Raw genomic sequence first — 20,491 nt, forward strand, 5'->3', positions numbered from 1 at the left:
TGACGTGACCGACGCCCTGCCGAAGACCTATGACCCGGTAGGCACCGAGGCGCGGTGGCAGCAGGCCTGGGAAACCCAAGGCGCATTTCACCCGGACCCCAAGGCCCCCGGTGAGCCGTTTTCGGTCGTGATTCCACCGCCGAACGTGACCGGCAGCCTGCACATGGGCCACGCCTTCAACACGGCCCTGATCGACACGATCGTCCGCTTCCAGCGGCTGCAGGGCAAAAACGTGCTCTGCCTGCCCGGCACCGACCACGCCTCGATCGCCGTGCAGACGATCCTGGAGAAGCAGCTCAAGGCCGACGGCAAGCGCAAGGAAGATCTCGGCCGCGAGGCCTTCCTGGAGAAAGCCTGGGAATGGAAGGCCCAGAGCGGTGGCACGATCGTCGGCCAGCTGCGCCGCCTCGGCTACTCGGTGGACTGGCGCCGGGAGCGCTTCACCCTCGACGCCGGCTGCAGCGAAGCCGTGATCGAGGCCTTCAACCGCCTGCATGAGCAGGGGCTGATCTACCGGGGCGAGTACCTGGTCAATTGGTGCCCCGCCTCCGGTTCAGCCGTGAGCGACCTGGAGGTGGAGATGAAGGAGGTGGATGGTCATCTCTGGCACTTCCGCTATCCCCTGAGCAGCGGCCAGGGCTTCCTGGAGGTGGCGACGACCCGTCCGGAGACCCTCCTGGGTGACACCGGCGTGGCGGTGAATCCCAAGGACCCCCGCTATGCAGAGCTGGTGGGTCAGACCCTGACCCTGCCGCTTGTGGGCCGGGAGATTCCGATCGTGGCCGATGACCACGTCGATGCCGAGTTCGGCACGGGTTGCGTGAAGGTCACCCCCGCCCACGACCCCAATGACTTCGCCATCGGCCAGCGCCACAACCTGCCGCTGATCACGGTGATGGCCAAGGACGGCTCGATGAATGAGGCCGCCGGTCGCTTCCAGGGGCTGGATCGCTTTGAAGCCCGCAAGGCCGTGGTTGCGGCGATGGAGTCCGAAGGCTTCCTGGTGAAGGTGGAGGACTACCGCCACAGCGTTCCCTTCTCCGATCGGGGCAAGGTGCCCGTCGAGCCCCTGCTCTCCACCCAGTGGTTCGTCAAAACCGAGCCCTTGGCGGCCCGCTGCCGCGAGGCCCTCGAGAACGCCGATCCCCGCTTTGTTCCGGAGCGCTGGAGCAAGGTCTACCGCGATTGGCTCACGGACATTCGCGATTGGTGCATCTCCCGCCAGCTCTGGTGGGGTCACCGCATTCCCGCTTGGTTTGTGGTCAGCGAGACCGGCGGTGTGATCACCGATTCCACCCCCTATGTGGTGGCCCGGGATGAGGCCGAAGCCCAGAGCAAAGCGGATGCCCAGTTCGGGGCGGGTGCTGTTCTTGAGCAGGATCCGGATGCCCTCGACACCTGGTTCTCCAGTGGTCTCTGGCCCTTCTCAACCATGGGTTGGCCCAATGCCGAGGCGGCTGACCTGCAGCGCTGGTACCCCACCAGCGTGCTGGTGACGGGCTTCGACATCATCTTTTTCTGGGTGGCCCGGATGACGATGATGGCCGGCGCCTTCACCGGCCAGATGCCCTTCCAGGACGTCTACATCCACGGTCTGGTGCGGGACGAGAACAACCGCAAGATGAGCAAGTCGGCGGGGAATGGCATTGACCCGCTGCTGCTGATCGAGCGCTACGGCGCCGATGCCCTGCGCTTTGCCCTGGTGCGTGAGGTGGCCGGTGCTGGCCAGGACATCCGCCTGGACTACGACCGCAAGTCGGACACCTCCGCCACGGTGGAGGCCTCACGCAACTTCGCCAACAAGCTCTGGAACGCCACCCGCTTTGCCCTGATGAACCTGAGTGGGGAAACCCCCTCCAGCCTGGGTGAACCGGATCCCGCGGCCCTGCAGCTGGCGGACCGTTGGATCCTCTCGCGCCTGGCCCGGGTGAACCGCGACAGCGCCGAGCGCTACGGCAGCTATGGCCTCGGCGAGGCGGCCAAGGGGCTCTATGAGTTTGCCTGGAATGAAGTTTGCGACTGGTATGTCGAGCTGATCAAGCGCCGCCTGAACCCGGGCGAGAACCCCAGTGCCGAAGCCCTGGCCGACCAGCGCACGGCCCGCCAGGTGCTGGCCAAGGCACTGAATGAATTGCTGGTGATGCTGCATCCCCTGATGCCCCACCTGAGCGAGGAGCTCTGGCATGGCCTGAACGGCGAGCCCGAAGAGACGTTCCTGGCCCTGCAGCCCTGGCCGGCCCTCGACGTCTCGGCCCTGGATGACGAGCTGGAGTCGTCGTTCGCTGAGTTGATTGAGGCGATTCGGGTGGTCCGCAACCTGCGCGCTGTCGCCGGCCTCAAGCCCAGCCAGGGCGTGCCGGTGCGTTTCGTCACCGGTCGCTCTGAACTGGCCTCGGTGCTGACTGCCGCCACCGCCGACATCACTGCGCTAACCCGCGCGGAGCGGGTGGAGGTGTTGGACCCGGCCGCCGCTGATGCCAACCCTGCCGCGAAGGCCCTGGCCGGCGTGAGCGGTGAGCTTCAGGTCTTGCTGCCGATCGACGGACTGGTGGATCTCGAGGCGCTGCGGGGCCGGCTGGAGAAGGACATCGCCAAGGCCGAGAAGGAGATCAAGGGGCTCTCGGGTCGCCTCTCGAACCCCAACTTCGCCTCCAAAGCCCCACCTGAGGTGGTGGCCGAGTGCCAGGCCAACCTGGCGGAAGCCCAGGCCCAGGCCGATTTGGCCCGCAAGCGTCTGGCCGACCTCGGTTGATGGATTGGCAGAGCTGGCTTCCGGTTCTGCAGTCCCCTGCGGGGGCGCTGCTGTTCATCCCCCTCTATGGGATTTGGGTGACGCTGTTGCTGCCGGGGGTCTGGGCCTCGATGCTGGCTGGAGCCTTGTACGGCACCTGGTGGGGCAGCCTGATCGTCTTCGTGGGGGCCTGCCTCGGGGCTGAAGCGGCCTTTCTGCTGGGACGGACCTGGCTGCGGGACTGGGCGATGCGCCGGCTGGAGGCCTTCCCCAAGCTGCAGGCGGTGGAGCAGGCGGTCAGCCGCGAGGGCCTGAAGCTGGTGCTGCTGACCCGCCTCTCGCCGGCGTTTCCCTTCTCCTTGCTCAACCTGGCCTATGGCTTGAGCGAGGTGAGCCTGCGCGACTACACGATTGGCCTGATTGGGATCATCCCCGGCACGATCCTGTTCTGCGGTCTGGGGGCCCTCGCCGGTGATGTGGCCCGCTTCGGCGAGGTGCTGAGCGGCGAGGCGGATCCCTTCACCTGGGCCCTGCGGGTGGTGGGCATCGCCGCGACGGTGGCCTCGGTTTGGCTTGTGGGCCGGGCCGCCCAGCGGGCCTTAAAAGCAGCTCAGCCTTCCGACTGATCCGGCAGCGGCCAGTCGCGCAGCGCCCCGATCAGCACGAACCAGGCCAGGCGCAGCTTGGCGAGGGGGCCGGGGCGCGCGGCGAGATCGGCGAACTTGGCGCGGCCGCATTCGGTCTTGATCCAGCGGTAGACGGCGGGTTGGCTCATGGGGCAAGCAGGGCTTGGAGGCTGGCTTCATCCAGCACCGGAATCCCGAGACTCTCGGCTTTGCTCAGCTTGCTGCCGGCTTCCTCACCCGCCACGACATAGCTGGTTTTTTTGCTGACCGAGCCGGTCACCTTGCCGCCCGCGGCCTCGATCAGGGCCTGGGCCTGACTGCGGCTCAGGCTCGGCAGGGTGCCGGTGAGCACGAAGGTCTGGCCGGTCAATGGCGCAGGACCGCTCGGCTCGGGTTGTTCCTCGTCGCCGCTGGCCAGGCTGAAGCCCAGGCGCTCGAGGCTGGTCAGCAGCTCCTGGTTGGCACCGGTGGAGAACCACTGCTGCAGGCTCTGGGCGATCTCAGCGCCGATGCCATAGACGGCGGTGATCGCCTCGGGGGTCTCGGTGGCGGCGGTGGCGAGGTCCGCTGCACTGGGGAAGGCCTTGGCCAGGGCTTTGGCGTTGACCTCGCCCACATGGTGGATGCCGAGGCCGTAGAGCTGGCGGTGCCAGGGCTGTTGCTTCGACTCCGCCAAGGCCGCCACAAGGTTCTCGGCGCTCTTGCTGCCCATGCGCTCCAGGCTGCAGAGCAGGGCGCCATCCAACCGGTAGAGGCCTGCGATGGAGCCCACAAGGCCCCGGTCCACCAACTGCTCAATCAACTTGCTGCCCAGGCCATCGACATCGAGGGCGCCTTTGCTGACCCAATGGCGCAGGGCGCCGCGCAGGATCGCCGGGCAGCTGCTGTTCACGCAGCGGGTGGCGGCTTCCCCTTCTTCGCGGACCAGCCCGGAGCCGCACTCCGGGCAGGTGTGGGGTAGCTCCAGTCGCTCAGCGGCAGCCGGGCGCAGCTCCGGCAGGACCCGTACGACCTCGGGAATGATTTCGCCGGCCTTGCGAACGACGATCGTGTCCCCGGCGTGGAGATCGAGCTCCAGCAGTCGATCGGCGTTGTGCAGGGTGGCGCGGCTGACGCTCGTGCCGGCCAGGGGTACAGGTTCAAACTCCGCCACTGGGGTGATGACTCCGGTGCGTCCCACCTGGCAGCTGAGACGCAGCAGTTTGCTGGGGGCCTCCTCGGCGGGGTACTTCAGGGCGATGGCCCAGCGGGGGGCCTTTTGGGTGAAGCCGGCCGCGTCTTGAAGGCGCAGGTCGTTGAGCTTCACGACGACGCCATCGGTGGCGTAGTTCAGCTGGCGGCGGCCCTCGTCCCAGTGCTCGAAGAAGGCCTCGACCGCTGCTAGATCCGGCAGTAGGGCGGCGTTGGGGTTGACCTTGAAGCCGGCCTGCTTGAGCCAGTCGAGGGACTCCCATTGGCTGGCGGGGCCCCCGCTCCAGTCCGGCGGCAGGTGCAGGGTGTAGGCGAAGAAGTCGAGTTTGCGCGCGGCAACCACCTTGGGATCAAGCTGCCGCAGGGTGCCGGCGCAGGCGTTGCGGGGGTTGGCGAAGAGGGCCTCGCCGCGGGCCTGACGCTCGCTGTTGATGGCCGCAAAGGTGCCATCGGGGATCAGGGCTTCGCCGCGTACCTCCAGCCAGGCCGGCGGGTTCTCCAGCTGCAACCGCAGCGGAACTGAGGCGATCGTGCGGACGTTGGCGGTGATCTCCTCCCCTTGCTCTCCATCGCCGCGGGTGGCGGCCCGCACCAACAGCCCGTTCTCGTAGCTGAGGGCCAGGGCATTGCCGTCGATCTTGAGCTCACCGACCATCGGCAGGGCGGTGCCGGCCTCGCGGTCCAGCACCTTGAGTAGGCGGCCGTACCAGGCCTCGAGCTCATCGGTGTTGAAGGCGTTGTCGAGGCTGAGCAGGCCGATGCGGTGGCGCACGCTGCTGAAGCCCGCCGCCGGCGCTCCCCCGACGCGCTGGGTTGGGCTATCGGCGCTGATCAGGCTGGTGTCGGCGATCTCCAGGTCCAGGAGTTCGCGATAGAGCCGGTCGTAGACCGGGTCCTCCATCACGGGGGCATCGAGGACGTAGTACGCGTGCGCGGCTCGGTTGAGCAGGTCACGCAGTTCGCTGGCGCGTGCCTGGGTACCGCTGGTGGTGCTGCTCACGGCAGGGCGTGATCAGGCAGCGGCCATCTTTTGGATGCGATCGACCTTCCAGTCGTCCTCGACTTTCACGAAGGTGAAGTCCAGGGGCAGCTCGGCGTTGTCTTCGGCCTTGAGCTTCACGGTCAGGGTGATCTGGTCTTCTTGGATCCGGGGACGGCCGGACTTGAGGTTGCGGTACTTGTTCAGCTGCAGGCCGGCCAGGAAGCGAATGAACTGCTGCCGGTTCACGTGGGAGCGGTAGTTCTTGGTGGTCAGCAGGTAGGCGGCGTCGATCCGGCCGGAGGCCACCTGGGTGAAGAACTGCTTGATGACCGGATTGATCCCCCGGGCATTCAGCACCAGCTTCACGGCGCTGATGGTCCAGTAGAGGAGGAGGGCCCCGGCGCCAGCCAACAGGGCTTTGGTGCCGATCTGAGAGATCAGGGCCGTATTGAGGTCCATCGCGCCCGGGACAGTTGTATGCGGCCCACGAGTCTGACTGACGGCCCCGTCAGAATGCGGCGCAGCCGTCCAGCTCCTCCGGCGTGCCCCTTGCACCGCTGCTGCCGCTGTATCACCGCCTGAACCGCGAGCACTTCGACGGTTCCCTGGCCAGCGCCGATGGCACCAGCCTGGTGAGCGTGCGCTGGAGTGACGGGCGGATGCGCCGCAGTGCCGGTCTCTACCGCTACGGGCCCGGCGTCAGTGAGATCGTTCTCTCGCGCCCCTTGCTGGAGCCGCTGCCGCTGGAGGCCTGCCTCAGCACGCTCTGCCACGAAATGATCCACGCCTGGATCCATCGGGTGGTCCGCGCCGATGAGGTCCATGGACCCCAGTTCCGGGCGCGGATGGCGGCGATCAACGGGGCCCAGCAGGAGTTCCAGGTCAGCGTGCGCCATAGCTTTCCGGTGCCGGCGCAACCGGCGAAGTGGCTGGCCCGCTGCCCCGGTTGCGGCCTGCAGTCCCCCTACCGCCGTCGCCGTCAGGGGGTGGCCTGCCGTCAATGCTGCGACCGTTTTGAAGGCGGCCGTTGGAGCGCCCGTTTCCAGCTGGTCTTCGAGCGCTCCGCCGCCTAAGTTCCGCCCATGGCCACGGTTCTTTGGGTTTGGCAACTCAGCGGCGTCTCGATCGCCCTGCTGGGTCTCGGGCGTGAGCGCTGGTTGCGTGCCCGCCGCCTGGGGCGGGGGTAGGCCTCACTAGCCTGATTGGATGCGCGACTCCTACGACGACTGGTCCCCTGAGCGACCGGAGCGCCCGGCCTACCGCCGCGGGGAGCGAGGCCTGGACCAACGGATGGACCAGTGGGTGTCAGCCGGCCGCCAGCTGGTGGACGGTGTCTCCGGCGCTCGTCCAGGTGGTCGCCGTGCCTCCTCGGGCCTTCGCCTGGATCAGGTCGGACGTTGGGTGGAGGACAAGATCGACTGGCTTCTGGAAGATGACGACGGCTGGCGGGAGTCCTGGGAGGAGCCCTCGGCGCCCCAGAGCCGTCGCCAACCCTTAGATGCGATCTCCCGCCGAGGTCGATCTGCTCGCCCCGCAGTGGCCCCCGCGCCCGTGCGCGCTGAGGCTCAGCCGCAACCCAGTGCCCCTGCCTCGTCCCAAGAACCCGTCGACCCCGACGCTTGGCCAGAAGACGAGAGCTTCACGCTGACCCGCTGGAAGCGGGAGGCCAGCCCACGGATCTCAGATCGCAGCGTGGAGGTGGTTGATCCTCAGCCGTTCGATGCGGGTCTGGGTAGATCGCTGCCCCGCTCAACCCGGCGACGCGTCCGCTGAACCTGGTGCTTGGAGCGCCGGGTGCCGGCTTTCCGATCCTGCACTTGGAAGGGGCAGCCCTGCTGGCGCAGTTGGGCGTTCACCGGCGCGATCAAATCGCGGGGAACGTCCTCGGCCATTTGCTCGACGCTGGTGCTGATGGAGGCGCAGCCGTCCGACAGCAGTTCCAACAGAGAGGCCCACTGCTCGACAAGGGTCCGCTGGGGAGGGCTGGTGCTGGTGTGGGGCCGTCTGCGAGAGCGGCTCCTGAAGGGAATCACGGTCATGACCATCCGATGCGTTAGGTCAATCATCCCGCCAGCACAAAACCCCGCAACCTGTCAATCCTTTTTTCGTTCAACTCGTAACACTTGTTGGAAAGTGTTATGGAGTTTTGTGTTCGGCAGGGCCCAGCCAGCGCTCCAGCAGTGGTGAGAACACCTCACGGATCACGGTGAGTTCCCGGCCTCCACGAAAGAAGCGGTAATGGCGGCTCCAGTAGGGGCCTGGGATCCCAAACCCCTCTTCCAGAGATGGTGCCTGGACCCGGGCCAGGCCATCGACCTCGCGGTAGAGCTCGGCGCGGTTGGCGGTGAGGCTGGTCCAGATCGGCTGGTTGCGGGCCTGGAGGTGTTGTTCGGCTTGCTCTTGGTTCCACCAGCTCTCAGCCCAGGCCAGGGTGAGGGGGCCGCAGCGCAGCCAGACCTGCCTGCGCACCAGCGGTGGCTCGAGCTCTTCCACCTCCAGGGGGGCTTCGCTGGCCACCTGCTGATCGGCCCGCATGGCGATCACCTCCACCTGGACGGGTTGTCCCGTTAGGGATTGCAGGTGGCGGGTGGGGCTGCCATCCCCCAGCAGCAGCAGGCGCCAAGGACCGCTGAGTTGGGGGCCGCCGCTGACGGCATCGGCGCAGAGGCCCGCGGCCACGGCCTCAGGCGCGGCTTGCCAGAGGGGCTGGGGCGAGGGCCAAAGCTCAGTGGCTTGATCCGAACTGCTCAGGGGCTTGGCTTTAAAAACCTGCCCCGATGCTGACGCGCCGGCGCACGCCACTGCGTTCGATCACGGCCCCATCGCTCTGAATCGAGACCAACCGCCAGCCGCTGCTGCCGATCTGCTCTCCGATCAGGGCGTTGCTTGAGCTCTTGCCCTGTTGAAAAATGGCCGAGCCCCGTTGGCCGGGGATCTGGACGACACCCACCAGCTCCGGCAAGGCTTCTGCTGGGGCCGCGGACTCGCTTGGGAGGGCCGAAAGAGGCGGGAGCTGCGTGATCCAGGCTTCCTCTGGCGGCGGTGGCGGCAGGACCTCGCTGCTGGCGGGTTCTTGGTTTGGAGTGAGGTTGCGCAAGTCGCTGAGCAGGCGGGCGTTGCGCTCGAGCCGGAGTTGCCGTTGTGCGCTACTCCAGCCCTGATAGAGGCCAAGGCCGGAGCCCAGGGTGCAGAGAATCAGGCCGGCCAAGAGCCACTGCCTGGACTGCAGGCGCAGGATTGGGCGGGTCCGGTTGGCTTCGGTCGACGTTGTCTCGCGAACGTCGACCTCAATGGCGTCGTTGAGCTCGGCCTGCTGCGCGGAGGCCGGTTGAAAGACCCGATCCATCACCTGCTCGGCCTTGAGCTCCCAGTAGGCCTTGGAGGTGTTGATGGAGCGGATCGGGCCCACGCGGCATAGCGCTGTGGGTGAACCCTATCGGCTTTGCGGAGTGCTGACGAGGGTGTTGTTGCGGCGACTGTCTAATTCCAACCAGAGCATCAGAGCCGTCACATCGGCATGGCTGACTCCAGGAATCCGTGAGGCCTGCCCCAGGTTGCTCGGTGCGATGGCGCTGAGTTTCTCGCGGGCCTCCCGCGAGAGGGTGCCGATCTGCTCGTAATCGATTCCCTCGGGGATGCGGCGCTCGGCTTGCTTTTTCAGTTGATCGATTTGCTGCTGTTGCCGGGCCAGGTAGCCGCTGTATTTGATGTCGATCTCGGCCCCCTCACGTACGTCGAGGGGGAGCTCGGCTTCGGCGAGGCCATGGCGCACGAGATCTGCGCTGTGGAACCCCGGACGCCGCAGCAGGTCCGCCAGGGTGATCGATCCCTTGATGGCCGCCTTGGTTTCCTCGGCGACGGCAGCCGCCACAGGGTCGCTGACCTTCAGGCGGACGCTCTCGAGGCGTTGTTTCTCGGCTTCGATTCCGTCCTGTTTGCGCTGGTAGATCTCCCAGCGACGGTCGTCGATTAACCCCAGCTCACGGCCCAAGGGCGTCAGCCGGCGGTCGGCGTTGTCTCCGCGCAGCACCAGCCGGTATTCGCTGCGGCTGGTCAGCACCCGGTAGGGCTCCCGCAGATCCTTGGTGATCAGGTCATCGATCATCGTGCCGATGTAGCTCCCTTCCCTGGGGAAGTGCACCGGCTCCTGCTGGCGCAGTTGACGCACGGCATTCAGGCCCGCCACCAGGCCCTGGGCTGCGGCTTCCTCATAGCCGGTGGTTCCGTTGAGTTGCCCGGCGCTGAAGAGTCCCTTGACCCGTTTGGTCTCGAGGGAGGGTTTGAGCTGGGTGGCGGGCAGGTAGTCGTAATCCACGGCATAGGCCGGCCGCAGCATCACGCACTGCTCCAGCCCGGGCAGGGTGCGCAGCAGTTCCAACTGCAGCCGCTCCGGAAGTCCCGTGGAGAACCCCTGGACATAGATCTCCGGTGTGTCTCGGCCTTCGGGCTCCAGGAAGATCTGGTGGCTGTCCTTGTCAGCAAAGCGCACGATCTTGTCCTCGATCGAGGGGCAGTAGCGGGGCCCTTTGCTATCGATCACCCCGCCGTAGATCGGCGTCAGGTGCAGGTTGTCTTTGATCAGTTGGTGCGTGGCCGCGGTGGTGCGGGTGATGTGGCAGCTCATCTGCTCACCGCTGACCCAGCTGGTGGGATCAAACGAGAAGAAGCGATCGGCGGCGTCGCTGGGTTGCTCCTCCAGTTGATCGAGGGCGATGCTGCGGCGATCCACCCGTGCCGGCGTGCCGGTCTTCAGGCGATCGGTCTGGAAGCCCAGCTCCTGCAGGGTCTCGGTCAGGCCCTCGGCCGCCTGTTCACCGGCCCGACCCGCGGACATCGATTGATGGCCGACCCAGATCTGTCCGCCGAGGAAGGTGCCGGCGGTCAGGATCACGGCCCCGGCGCTGTAGGTGCTGCCGAAGTAGGTCCGCACGCCCTGGATCGCGGCGTCCTCGACCACCAGTCCGGTGACCATGGCCTCGCGTAGGGCCAGGTTTGGGGTGTGCTGCAGCAGTTGCAGCATCTGCCGGGAGTACTGGCGCTTGTCGGTTTGGGCGCGCAGGGCCCAGACCGCTGGACCGCGGCTGGCGTTGAGGACCCGTTTCTGCAGCGCGGTGGCGTCGGCCAGCCGCCCGATCACGCCGCCGAGGGCATCCACCTCGTGAACCAGCTGGCTCTTGGCCGGACCGCCCACCGCCGGATTGCAGGGCTGCCAGGCGATCCGGTCGAGATTGAGGGAGAAGAGTGCGGTGCTGCAGCCCAATCGGGCGGCGGTGATCGCCGCTTCACAGCCGGCATGACCGCCGCCCACGACGATCACGTCGAAGTGCTCGATCGGGGCGAAGTCAGCGGACACCATCGTTCGACGCTACGGCGCCGCCAGGTTGCGGAAGCGGGTGAATTGCGGCTCAAACAGCAGCTTGACCGTGCCCACCGGCCCGTTGCGGTGCTTGGTCACGATGATCTCGGTGATGCCGCGATCGGGGGTGTCCGGGTTGTAGTACTCGTCCCGGTAGATCATCAGCACCAGGTCGGCGTCCTGCTCGATCGAGCCCGATTCCCGCAGGTCGCTGAGCATCGGCCGCTTGTTGGTGCGTGATTCCACGCCACGGCTGAGCTGGGAGAGGGCGATCACCGGCACGTTCAGCTCCCGGGCCATTTGTTTGAGGCCCCGGGTGATCCGCGAGAGCTCCTGGACCCGGTTATCGGATCCGCTTCCTTCCATCAGCTGCAGGTAGTCGATGATCACGACCCCGAGCTCCTTGCCGCTCTCGGCCATCAGCCGGCGGCAGAGGGATCGCATCTCCAGTACGCCGGCATTCGGCTTGTCGTCGATGTAGATCGGCATCTGCCCCAGGGTGCTGATGCCCTGGCCCAGCAGGGGCCATTCCTCCGGCTGCAGCCGACCGGTGCGCAGACGACCGCTTTCGATGCCCACCTCCATCGCCAGCAGTCGATAGGTGAGCTGCTCCTTGCTCATCTCCAGGGAGAAGACGCAGACCGGCAGGTTGTGGAGCTGGGCCACGTTCTTGGCCAGGTTCAGCGTGATGGCGGTTTTGCCCATGGCGGGGCGGCCGGCCACGATGATCAGGTCGCTGCGCTGCAGCCCCTGGGTCATGGCATCGAGGTCGTAGAAGTTGACCGGGATGCCGGCCACGGCCGTTCCCAGGGAGCGGCTTTCGATCTCGTTAAAGGTGGCCGTCAGGATTTCCGCCGTTGGGGTGAGGCCAACGCTGGGCTTCTCCTGGCTGATGGCAAAGATCTTCTGCTCGGCCTCATCCAGCACCTGCTCCATGGGCTTGCCCTGATCGAAGCCCAGCTGAATCACCTCGTTGCCGGAGCGGATCAGCTGACGGCGAAGGAACTTGTCCATCACCAGGCGTGCCACCTGGTCGATGGAGGCGGTCGAGAGGGTGCGCTCCACCAGCTCCACCAGCCGGCCGCTGCCACCCACCTTCTCCAGGGCTCCGGTGTCCGCCAGCCAGGCGGTCATTGCCGTGAGGTCCGTGGGCTTGCCCTGGCCATGGAGCATCAGGGCGGTGCGATAGATCTCCCGGTGGGCGGAGAGATAGAAGGCCTCCGGCTGCAGCACATCGGCGACGCGGCCGATGGCATCAGGGTCCAGCAGGATCCCGCCCAGCACGGCTTCCTCGGCCTCGAGGTTTTGGGGGGGCACGCCATCGGGCATCGCCTCGAAGCGTTCGTCCTCCCGCGGTCTGCCCCGGGGCGCCGCGCGACCGCCGCCGCCCTCATCGGCGTCGCTTTGGCTCAGGGGAACGCTCACCATTGCTTTGGCCGGGGCTTCAACGAAAAAGCCGCCAGTCCCGTTGGGGCCTGACGGCGAAGGGGTTGCTCATTGTGGCGGGAACGGGTCGGTTCGCCCAGACCACGCTGAACGGTTCTTAGTGGCTGACCACTTCGAGGTTGATCTCAGCGGTGACGGCGCTGTGGAGCTTGACCTGCACCTTGTAGGTGCCGGTGCGGTGGATTTCGGGGACGATGATGTCGCGGCGGTCCACTTCCTTCTTGGTGGCGGCCTCGATGGCCTCGGCCACGTCGGCGTTGGTCACGGTGCCGAACAGCACGTCATCGCCACCGGTCTGCTTCTTGACGGTGAAGCGGCCGATGGTGTCGAGGGCGGTGCGGAAGTCCAGGGCTTCCTGCTTGAGGGCAGCCTGACGCTCAGCTTCCTTGGCGCGGCGGTGCTCCACCTGCTTCAGGACCGCGGGGGTCAGGGGAACAGCCTTGCCTTGGGGCAGGAGGAAGTTGCGGGCATAACCGGGGGCAACGTCCACCAGGTCACCGTTCTTGCCCAGGCTCAGGACGTCCTCGCTGAGGACTACGGATACACGCTTAGCCATGGGGATGCAGTCGAACGATCATCGAATTTGGCGATTGATCAGACTACGCCACCACTTGCAGCCTGTGCTAGCAGCGGCCTAGGCAGGCGCACCTGGGTGGCGAGTCCCAGCCGTTGCAGCAGCCGGATGTGCATCCAGGTGAGGTCCGGTTCGCGCCAGCCCCAGCCGTGGCGCGCTGAGTGGGGGTAGGCGTGGTGGGTGTTGTGCCAGCCCTCGCCGAAGGTCAGGGCGGCCACCCAGGGGTTGTTGCGGGAGCCGTCGCCGCTGTCGTGCCGGATGTAGCCCCAGCGGTGGGTGGCGGAGTTCACCAGCCAGGTGCAGTGGTAGACGACCACCAGGCGGAGGGGAATGCCCCAGAGCACCAGGGCCCAGCCGCCGGCGCCGCTGACCGTGCCAATCCAGAAGAGCAGTCCCGCCAGGGGCAGCTGCAGCGCCAGAAACCAGCGGTTCAGCCAGCGGTAGTAGGGGTCCTTGGCCAGGTCCCCCGTGAACTGGGGCACGGCCTGCTCAGCGGGGATATCCCGGAACATCCAGCCCATGTGGCTCCACCAGAAGCCCTGGTGGCTGTTGTGGTGATCTGAATCCGTATCCGAAAACTTGTGGTGGTGGCGGTGCAGGCCCACCCAGTCAATGGGGCCGTGCTGGCAGCTCAGGGCGCCGCAGGTGGCGAAGAAGCGCTCCAGCCAGTGGGGCAGCCGCAGAGCCCGGTGGGAGAGCAGTCGGTGGTAGCCGATGGTGACCCCCAGGCAGGCCGTGACCCAATAGAGGATGGCCAGGGTGCTGGCGGCTTCCCAGCTCCAGAAGCGTGGCAGGAGGGCGACGAGGCCCAGGCCATGCAGGGCGGCCATGAAGCCGATCACTCCCCAGTTGCGGGGCAGCTGGTTGATGGGCGTTTGGGCGTGGTTGGCCCAGACGCTGCTGCGGCTGATGGTGGCAGTCATCTCCCTCCTCTCGATACGGACGCGATGTTCTCGCTAAAATGGTAGCAGTACGGATCCGTATCGAGTGAATTATCGGGACGAACTCGAAGCAGGCCGTGACGCGTTTGGGCATCTGATCAAGGTGTGGCACGAGCGGAACGGCTGGAGCCAAAGGGTTTTGCCCGCCCTGGCGGAGCGCCTGGAGCTCGGCCGTGTCCACAATTCCCAGCTCTCCAACCTGCGTAACCGCAAGTTGACCTCCCCCGGGCCGGAGCTGTTTGTGGCGCTGGGCCGGATCAATGAATTGCTGGCGGCCCAGGGCCCGGCTGGACTCTCGCCAGAACTCGAGCAGCAGATCAGCGATCAGCCGGAGTTGCTCGCGGCCCTGCAGTCCTCGGCGCTGCCCCTGTTGAGTGATTCCGATGAGGCCTTAGGCCCAGCCCAGCTCTTCGAGATCTTTGTCGGCCTGCGCCAGCCACCGGGGGCCTTTGACCTGCGCATTGATGTCGCCGAGGCGGCGGGCTTGAGTGCCGCCTTGGCGGAGCTGCTGACCGCTGGTCGTCCCTGGCGGCTGTGCAGAGAGCAATTGATCGCGGCCTACCCCGGGGAGAAGCGACAGAGACGGGAGCGCTTCGCTGAAGTGATGGCCGGCCAGCGGGAATACAGCGCCGAGGAGTTGGATGCCGAACTGGCGGACCTGCGCCGGACCCTGGCGGTGCTGGGGGCGGCGGATGAGCAGGAGCTCAGCGCCGATCAATTTTTGGATCTCCTGCGCCAAAAAGCCCGACTGCTGGAGCAGCCGGGCCAGGGGGAGGAGGAGTCCGATCTGGCGGAGGCGATCCGCCGCCAGTTGCAGGCTTAGCCGCTGTAGCGGGCTTCGCGCACCCGCTTCGCCCAGCCCAGCTTGCGCAGCAGCTTGATGTGCTGCCAGGTGATGTCGAACTCGAACCAGCGCAGGCCATGACGGGCGCTGGAGGGGTGAGCGTGGTGGTTGTTGTGCCAGCCCTCGCCAAAGCTCAGGATCGCCACCCACCAGCAGTTGCGGGAGAGATCCGGGCAGTCGAAGTTGCGATAGCCAAAGGCGTGGGTGGCGGAATTCACCAGCCAGGTCACGTGATAGACGATCACCAGGCGCAGGGGAATCGCCCAGAGCACCAGACCCAGGCCGCCGCCATGGACTTGGGCCGCTTCGCCGTACCAATACAGGGCTGCACCCAGGGGGATCTGGAGCAGGAGGAACCAGCGATCCAGCCAGCGGTAGAGCGGATCCTGGAGCATGTCGCCGGTGAAGCGGTGGATCTCCTTGATCGCTGGGATCTCGTGGAGCATCCAGTCGCTGTGGGCCCACCACAGGCCGCGGGCGGCGTCGTGGTGGTCGTTCGGTTGGTCAGAGAACTTGTGGTGGTGGCGGTGGAGGCCGACCCACTCGATCGGACCGCTCTGGCAGGCCAGCGTGCCCATGACCACCAGCACCCGCTCCACCCACTTCGGAGCAACAAAGCTCCGGTGGGCCACCAGGCGGTGCAGGCCCAGGGTGACGCCGATGACGGTGGTCCAGTACAGGACTGCGAGTACGGCAACCCCTTGCCAGCTCCAGTACTGGGGCAGCAGCGCAAAGACAGCACCAACGTGGATCGCCAGCATGAAGCCGGTGGTACCTGACTTGTATTTCCTCTGACTACGGGGAAGTTGTGCACGGGGCACCACCAGGGCGGCGCGCATCCGAGCCTCTTGGGCGGCGGTATACCCATTGGATCCGCTGGCTTGGTCCGACCCCTCGCGCTGAGAAGGGTGGGCCGCCGCAGCGGTGTCGGGGGCTTGGACCAAGATGAACTCCTTGAAGGGGCGCAGGCGTCGGGTCGCTGTGGTGCTCCAGCAAGGGAGCCTGCGCACCAATGGCCTGGGATGTCAGTCGGCTGTAGCCAAGACATCAGTTTGAAAAATCTAGACGGCTGGCCCACCGTCACGCGGGAGCAGCATGGGTTCACCTGTGGATGGCCATGACCTCTCCTCACCAGGCCTGGGCTGCTGATCAGTTGGCCGTTGCCCTGGAGCGCACGGCGCCGGTGGCCCAGGAGCGTCGGGCGGGCATCAAGCCCCGGTTGCAGCGGGTGCTCGACGCCTTTGCGGCGGAGCGATTGGGGGTGCACCATTTCGCCTCCGTCAGTGGCTACGGCCATGGGGACCTGGGCAGGGAGGTGCTCGACCGGGTCTTTGCCCGGGTGCTGCAGGCCGAGGCCGCCGCGGTGCGCCTGCAATTTGTGAGCGGCACCCATGCCATCGCCGCTGCCCTCTATGGGGTGTTGCGGCCCGGTGATCGGCTCTTGGCCCTGACGGGGCGTCCTTACGACACCTTGGAAGAGGTCATCGGCATCCGGGGCGAGGGGCAGGGGTCCCTGGCGGAGTTCGGTGTGGCCTATGACGAGCTGGATCTCCTCCCCGATGGGAGCGTCGATGAGGCGGGAATCGCTGGGGCACTGGCTGTGCCCACCCGCATGGTCCTGATCCAGCGCAGCTGCGGCTACAGCTGGCGCCCATCCTTGACCGTGGCGCAGATCGCTCGATTGGTGGAGCGGGTCAAGGCGGTTCAGCCTGGCTGCCTGGTGTTCGTCGACAACTGCTACGGCGAGCTCGTTGAGCTGCAGGAGCCCACGGCCGTCGGAGCGGACCTGATGGCGGGCTCCTTGATCAAGAACCTCGGCGGCACGATTGCTCCGACGGGCGGCTACGTCGCCGGGCGCGAGGAGCTGGTGGAGCAGGCCTGTTGCCGGCTGACCGCCCCGGGCATCGGTAGTGAAGGGGGAACAGGCTTTGACCTGCATCGCCTGCTCTTCCAAGGACTGTTTTTGGCGCCGCAGATGGTGACCGAGGCGCTGCTCTGCGCTGAGTTGACCGCAGCGGTGTTTGACGGCTTGGGCTACGCGGTCAAGCCCCTGGTGGGAGGGGTGCGCAGCGATGTGATTCAGGCGGTGCGCCTGGGGTCCCCCGAACCGCTGAAGGCCGTCTGCCGCGCCTTTCAGACCTGTTCTCCCGTGGGCTCCTACCTCGATCCGATCCCAGCACCGATGCCCGGCTACGCCAGTGAGTTGGTGATGGCGGGCGGGACCTTTATCGATGGCAGCACCAGTGAGTTCTCCGCCGATGGCCCCCTGCGGGAGCCCTACGTCCTCTATGCCCAGGGCGGCACCACCCAGGCCCATGCGGAGCTCGCCTTGGAGCGGGCCCTGCTGGCGTTAGCTGAATCCCATTACAAGGGTGGCCCTGGGAACAGCCGCGCCTCGGCAAATTCGACAAAATGAGAGCCACTTTTGCTGCGGCGCGGCCCATGGGTCTGCACTATCCCGATGACTGCCGCTATTCCGACAGTCACGAGTACGTGAAGTCCGAAGGGGAGCTGGTGCGCGTCGGCATCAGCGCCTTTGCGGTCGATCAGCTGGGGGACATCGTCTTTGTGGAGTTGCCCGAGGTGGGGGACAGCCTCAGCCAGGGCTCCAGCTTCGGTTCGGTGGAGTCGGTGAAGGCCGTGGAGGACATGCTCTCCCCGATCGATGGCACCGTGGAGGCCCGCAATGAGGCGGTCCTGGCGAGCCCCGAGGAGCTGCAGAACGATCCCTATGGCGAGGGTTGGTTGCTGTTGGTGCGTCCGAGCGCACCGGCCCAGATCGAGGCTCTGATGGATGCCGCGAGCTACGGCGCCAAGGTCGACGGTCACTGATGGAGTTGAGCGCCTTCGTTCAGCGCCACATCGGGCCCACGCCCGCTGAGCAGCAGTCGATGCTGCGGGATCTCGGCCTGCCTGACCTGGAGGCCTTGGTGCGCCAGGTGGTCCCCGAGCCGATTCGTCTGGAGCCTGCCCAGGCCCTGGAGGGTTTGCCGGCGGGTTGCCAGGAGTCCCAGGCCCTAGCTGAACTGCAGCAGATTGCGGCGGCGAACGAGGTCCGCCGTTCCCTGATTGGCCTGGGGTACTACGGCTGCATCACCCCGGCGCTGATTCAGCGCCATGTCTTTGAAAACCCCGCCTGGTACACCGCTTACACCCCCTACCAAGCGGAAATCAGCCAGGGGCGCCTTGAGGCACTCCTGAATTTCCAGACCCTGATCAGCGAGCTCACCGGCCTGCCGATCGCCAACGCGTCGTTGCTGGATGAGGCCACGGCGGCGGCGGAGGCCATGGCCCTGAGCCTGGGGGCTTGCCGCAACCGCAAGGCGCGCCGATTCCTGGTGGATGAGGCGGTCTTCCCTCAGACCTGGGCGGTCCTGGAGACCCGGGCGGAACCGCTGGAGCTCGAACTGGAGCGGGTCAATCCCCAGGCACTCCTGGAGCGGCCCGAGGCGTTCAGCGACGCCTTTGGTCTGCTGCTGCAGCTGCCGGGGACCTCGGGAGCGCTCTGGCACCCGGGTGAAGTGATCGCCGCTGCCCGGGCCGCAGGCGTGATCGTGACGGCGGCTGTGGATCCCTTGGCCCAGGTGCTGATGGCACCGGTGGCCGAGCTCGGTGTGGAGATTGCAGTCGGAAGCACCCAGCGGCTGGGCATTCCCTTGGGCTTTGGCGGCCCCCATGCGGCGTTCTTTGCCACGACTCCTGCCCACCAGCGCAAGATTCCAGGCCGTTTGGTCGGTCAATCGGTCGATGCCGAGGGGCATCCGGCGTTGCGCCTGGCGCTGCAGACCCGTGAGCAGCACATCCGCCGCGACAAGGCCACCAGCAACATCTGCACCGCCCAGGTTTTGTTGGCGGTGATGGCCAGCTTCTACGCGGTGCACCACGGCCCCGATGGCCTGACGGCGATCGCCCGGCGTCTGGTGCTGCTGCGGGAACTCTTGCGGCGTGGCCTCGAAGCCCTGGGCTATCCACCCGAGGCGGCCCCGGGCCTCGACACCCTGCGGGTGCACTGCCCGGATGCGGCGGACGTGATCGCGCGGGCGGCGGCGGCGGGCTTCAACCTGCGGCCTGAGGCCGACGGGTTTGCCATCAGCCTCGATGAGCTGAGCGACCTCGAGGAGCTGCAGCGGCTGCTCTCCGCCCTGGCGGCCCTGCCGCAACGGGCCCCGGATCTGGCCCAACTCGAGCACGCCCTGCTGCAGGAGAGCCAGGGACAACCGATTGAGGAGCGCCTCTGGGGAACCCTGGTGCCCCGTCGCTCGCGCCCATGGCTGCAGCAGACGGTCTTCCATCGCTACCGCAGCGAGACGGAGTTGCTCCGCTACATCCAGCGGCTCGTCTCCAAGGACTTCTCCTTGGTCCACGGGATGATCCCGCTGGGGAGCTGCACGATGAAGCTCAATGCAGCGGCAGAGCTGCTGCCGGTCAGCTGGCCAGGGTTTGCGGGTCTGCATCCCTTCGCGCCGGCGCACCAGAGCGCGGGCTACCGCCGTTTGGTGGCGGACCTCGAGCATTGGTTGTCGGCGATCACGGGCTTTGCCGGGGTGTCCCTGCAGCCCAACGCCGGCTCACAAGGGGAATACGCCGGCCTACTGGTGATTCGCGCCTATCACCGCAGCCGCGGCGACCAGCAGCGCCGGATCTGCCTGATCCCCACCAGTGCCCATGGGACGAACCCCGCAAGCGCCGTCATGGCTGGTTTGACGGTGGTGGCCGTGGCCTGCGACGACCAGGGGAACATCGACCGGGCGGATCTGCAGGCCAAGGTCGAAACCCACAAGGACGAGCTGGCGGCCCTGATGGTCACCTACCCCTCCACCCATGGTGTCTTTGAGGAGGGCATCCGTGAGATCTGCGCCTTGGTGCATCAGCACGGCGGACAGGTGTATCTCGATGGCGCCAACCTCAATGCCCAGGTGGGCCTGGCGAAGCCCGGGATTTATGGAGCGGATGTCTGCCACCTGAACCTCCATAAGACCTTCTGCATCCCCCACGGCGGTGGCGGTCCGGGGGTGGGGCCGATCGCTGTGGCCTCACACCTGTTGCCCTTCCTGCCGGGCCATCCGTCTTCGGAGGCCTGTGGGGGTGATCAGGCCATCGGACCGGTGAGTGCGGCCCCCTGGGGTAGCGCCAGCATTCTTCCGATCAGCTGGATGTATATCCGGATGATGGGCGGCGCGGGCCTGCGCCAGGCCAGTGCCGTTTCCCTCCTGGCCGCCAATTGGTTGGCCCATCAACTGGAGGATCACTTCCCGGTGCTTTATCGCGGCCAATCCGGACGGGTGGCCCATGAATGCATCTTTGATTTGCGGCCGCTCAAGCGCAGTGCCGGATTGGAGGTTGATGATCTCGCCAAGCGCCTGATGGACTACGGCTTCCATGCCCCCACGGTCAGTTGGCCGGTGGCGGGAACGGTGATGGTGGAGCCCACCGAAAGCGAGGGTTTGGCGGAGCTGCAGCGCTTCTGTGATGCGATGGCCGCCATCCGTGCAGAGGCTGCAGCGATTGAGTCTGGGGCGATGGATCCTGAGAACAATCCCCTTAAACGTGCCCCGCATACGTTGTCAGCGGTGACGGCGGATGTTTGGGATCGTCCCTATAGCCGTCAGCAGGCGGCCTACCCCCAGGGAGAGGCGCAGCAGCAGGGCAAGCTTTGGCCGGCGGTGGCTCGCATTGATAACGCCTTCGGTGATCGCAACCTGGTCTGCACCTGCCCATCGGTTGAGGAAATGGCCGTTTCCACCTCAACAGCAGCTTGATTAGGGTTTAAATTCTTTGGCAAAGGGAAAAGTGCAGAATT

19 protein-coding genes are annotated in these 20,491 nt (G+C 66.4%); 8 read left to right on the forward strand and 11 right to left on the reverse strand.

Annotated elements, in window-relative coordinates; translation table 11 throughout:
* Positions 1-4: 4 nt before the first annotated feature.
* Positions 5-2,752 carry a valine--tRNA ligase gene (locus LY254_RS09040; protein ID WP_247476734.1) on the forward strand — a complete coding sequence of 916 codons (2,748 nt, stop codon included), beginning with the start codon at positions 5-7 and terminating at the stop codon, positions 2,750-2,752.
* Positions 2,752-3,357 carry a TVP38/TMEM64 family protein gene (locus LY254_RS09045; protein WP_247476735.1) on the forward strand — a complete coding sequence of 202 codons (606 nt, stop codon included), beginning with the start codon at positions 2,752-2,754 and terminating at the stop codon, positions 3,355-3,357. The genes LY254_RS09040 and LY254_RS09045 overlap by 1 nt, the downstream gene beginning before the upstream one ends.
* Here LY254_RS09045 and LY254_RS09050 read toward each other — a convergent pair.
* Genes LY254_RS09050 through LY254_RS09060 form a run of 3 tightly spaced genes read right to left on the reverse strand, consistent with a single transcriptional unit; the run spans position 3,342 to position 5,989 of the window.
* Positions 3,342-3,506 carry a hypothetical protein gene (locus LY254_RS09050; protein ID WP_247476736.1) on the reverse strand — a complete coding sequence of 55 codons (165 nt, stop codon included), beginning with the start codon at positions 3,504-3,506 and terminating at the stop codon, positions 3,342-3,344. The two genes, LY254_RS09045 and LY254_RS09050, sit on opposite strands and share 16 nt — an antisense overlap.
* The gene (ligA, locus tag LY254_RS09055; RefSeq protein WP_247476737.1) at positions 3,503-5,548 is read right to left on the reverse strand and encodes an NAD-dependent DNA ligase LigA; all 2,046 of its coding nucleotides are present in this window, start codon (positions 5,546-5,548) and stop codon (positions 3,503-3,505) included. The genes LY254_RS09050 and ligA overlap by 4 nt, the downstream gene beginning before the upstream one ends.
* Before the next feature lie 12 nt (positions 5,549-5,560).
* Positions 5,561-5,989: a DUF4864 domain-containing protein gene (locus LY254_RS09060; RefSeq protein WP_010313615.1), complete on the reverse strand. Its 429-nt coding sequence runs from the start codon at positions 5,987-5,989 to the stop codon at positions 5,561-5,563.
* Positions 5,990-6,072: 83 nt separating this feature from the next.
* Between LY254_RS09060 and LY254_RS09065 the strand changes: the two genes are divergently transcribed.
* Both LY254_RS09065 and LY254_RS09070 read left to right on the forward strand, forming a co-directional pair.
* Complete coding sequence (locus LY254_RS09065) at positions 6,073-6,603, forward strand: SprT family zinc-dependent metalloprotease (protein WP_247476739.1); 531 nt, start codon at positions 6,073-6,075, stop codon at positions 6,601-6,603.
* A 133-nt stretch (positions 6,604-6,736) separates the two neighbouring features.
* Positions 6,737-7,303, forward strand: coding sequence for a hypothetical protein (locus LY254_RS09070; protein ID WP_247476741.1), 567 nt, complete (start codon positions 6,737-6,739; stop codon positions 7,301-7,303).
* On the opposite strand, the gene LY254_RS09075 is transcribed toward LY254_RS09070, so the two are convergent.
* The 7 genes from LY254_RS09075 to LY254_RS09105 form a co-directional block, all read right to left on the reverse strand.
* Positions 7,240-7,596 (reverse strand): hypothetical protein, encoded by a 357-nt coding sequence (locus tag LY254_RS09075; RefSeq protein WP_247476743.1) that lies wholly within the window; start codon positions 7,594-7,596, stop codon positions 7,240-7,242. The genes LY254_RS09070 and LY254_RS09075 overlap by 64 nt on opposite strands.
* Positions 7,597-7,666: 70 nt before the next feature.
* Positions 7,667-8,209 (reverse strand): chorismate lyase, encoded by a 543-nt coding sequence (locus tag LY254_RS09080; protein ID WP_247476744.1) that lies wholly within the window; start codon positions 8,207-8,209, stop codon positions 7,667-7,669.
* 82 nt (positions 8,210-8,291) lie between these two features.
* Entirely contained in the window at positions 8,292-8,939 is a 648-nt protein-coding gene (locus LY254_RS09085) for a hypothetical protein (protein ID WP_247476746.1), read from the reverse strand.
* Positions 8,940-8,963: 24 nt separating this feature from the next.
* The gene (gene mnmG, locus LY254_RS09090; protein WP_247479840.1) at positions 8,964-10,883 is read right to left on the reverse strand and encodes a tRNA uridine-5-carboxymethylaminomethyl(34) synthesis enzyme MnmG; all 1,920 of its coding nucleotides are present in this window, start codon (positions 10,881-10,883) and stop codon (positions 8,964-8,966) included.
* A gap of 12 nt (positions 10,884-10,895) precedes the next feature.
* Positions 10,896-12,314: a replicative DNA helicase gene (dnaB, locus tag LY254_RS09095; protein ID WP_010313598.1), complete on the reverse strand. Its 1,419-nt coding sequence runs from the start codon at positions 12,312-12,314 to the stop codon at positions 10,896-10,898.
* A gap of 115 nt (positions 12,315-12,429) precedes the next feature.
* Positions 12,430-12,888, reverse strand: coding sequence for a 50S ribosomal protein L9 (gene rplI, locus LY254_RS09100; protein WP_010313595.1), 459 nt, complete (start codon positions 12,886-12,888; stop codon positions 12,430-12,432).
* 38 nt (positions 12,889-12,926) lie between these two features.
* The gene (locus LY254_RS09105; protein ID WP_247476747.1) at positions 12,927-13,829 is read right to left on the reverse strand and encodes a fatty acid desaturase; all 903 of its coding nucleotides are present in this window, start codon (positions 13,827-13,829) and stop codon (positions 12,927-12,929) included.
* A gap of 64 nt (positions 13,830-13,893) precedes the next feature.
* Here LY254_RS09105 and LY254_RS09110 point away from each other — a divergent pair, with 64 nt between their 5' ends.
* Positions 13,894-14,670 (forward strand): hypothetical protein, encoded by a 777-nt coding sequence (locus tag LY254_RS09110; protein ID WP_247476748.1) that lies wholly within the window; start codon positions 13,894-13,896, stop codon positions 14,668-14,670.
* Here LY254_RS09110 and LY254_RS09115 read toward each other — a convergent pair.
* Positions 14,667-15,530, reverse strand: coding sequence for a fatty acid desaturase (locus LY254_RS09115; RefSeq protein WP_050778407.1), 864 nt, complete (start codon positions 15,528-15,530; stop codon positions 14,667-14,669). The genes LY254_RS09110 and LY254_RS09115 overlap by 4 nt on opposite strands.
* Before the next feature lie 272 nt (positions 15,531-15,802).
* On the opposite strand from LY254_RS09115, the gene LY254_RS09120 reads away from it, so the two are divergent.
* Genes LY254_RS09120 through gcvP form a run of 3 tightly spaced genes read left to right on the forward strand, consistent with a single transcriptional unit; the run spans position 15,803 to position 20,450 of the window.
* Entirely contained in the window at positions 15,803-17,107 is a 1,305-nt protein-coding gene (locus tag LY254_RS09120) for a methionine gamma-lyase family protein (protein WP_247476749.1), read from the forward strand.
* 26 nt (positions 17,108-17,133) lie between these two features.
* On the forward strand, positions 17,134-17,523 hold the full coding sequence (gene gcvH / locus LY254_RS09125) for a glycine cleavage system protein GcvH (protein WP_010313585.1): 390 nt from the start codon (positions 17,134-17,136) through the stop codon (positions 17,521-17,523).
* Complete coding sequence (gcvP, locus tag LY254_RS09130) at positions 17,523-20,450, forward strand: aminomethyl-transferring glycine dehydrogenase (RefSeq protein ID WP_247476750.1); 2,928 nt, start codon at positions 17,523-17,525, stop codon at positions 20,448-20,450. The genes gcvH and gcvP overlap by 1 nt, the downstream gene beginning before the upstream one ends.
* Positions 20,451-20,491 lie beyond the last annotated feature (41 nt).

It is taken from the genome of Synechococcus sp. NB0720_010 (assembly GCF_023078835.1).
Classification (GTDB): domain Bacteria; phylum Cyanobacteriota; class Cyanobacteriia; order PCC-6307; family Cyanobiaceae; genus Vulcanococcus.

Coding starts and splice junctions, on each gene's coding strand:
- LY254_RS09050 (WP_247476736.1), bottom strand. CDS start 3,506: ATGAGCCAACCCGCCGTCTACCGCTGGATCAAGACCGAATGCGGCCGC.
- LY254_RS09060 (WP_010313615.1), bottom strand. CDS start 5,989: ATGGACCTCAATACGGCCCTGATCTCTCAGATCGGCACCAAAGCCCTG.
- LY254_RS09115 (WP_050778407.1), bottom strand. CDS start 15,530: ATGCGCGCCGCCCTGGTGGTGCCCCGTGCACAACTTCCCCGTAGTCAG.
- LY254_RS09105 (WP_247476747.1), bottom strand. CDS start 13,829: ATGACTGCCACCATCAGCCGCAGCAGCGTCTGGGCCAACCACGCCCAA.
- LY254_RS09045 (WP_247476735.1), top strand. CDS start 2,752: ATGGATTGGCAGAGCTGGCTTCCGGTTCTGCAGTCCCCTGCGGGGGCG.
- dnaB (WP_010313598.1), bottom strand. CDS start 12,314: ATGGTGAGCGTTCCCCTGAGCCAAAGCGACGCCGATGAGGGCGGCGGC.
- gcvH (WP_010313585.1), top strand. CDS start 17,134: ATGGGTCTGCACTATCCCGATGACTGCCGCTATTCCGACAGTCACGAG.
- LY254_RS09070 (WP_247476741.1), top strand. CDS start 6,737: ATGCGCGACTCCTACGACGACTGGTCCCCTGAGCGACCGGAGCGCCCG.
- gcvP (WP_247476750.1), top strand. CDS start 17,523: ATGGAGTTGAGCGCCTTCGTTCAGCGCCACATCGGGCCCACGCCCGCT.
- rplI (WP_010313595.1), bottom strand. CDS start 12,888: ATGGCTAAGCGTGTATCCGTAGTCCTCAGCGAGGACGTCCTGAGCCTG.
- LY254_RS09075 (WP_247476743.1), bottom strand. CDS start 7,596: ATGATTGACCTAACGCATCGGATGGTCATGACCGTGATTCCCTTCAGG.
- LY254_RS09120 (WP_247476749.1), top strand. CDS start 15,803: ATGGCCATGACCTCTCCTCACCAGGCCTGGGCTGCTGATCAGTTGGCC.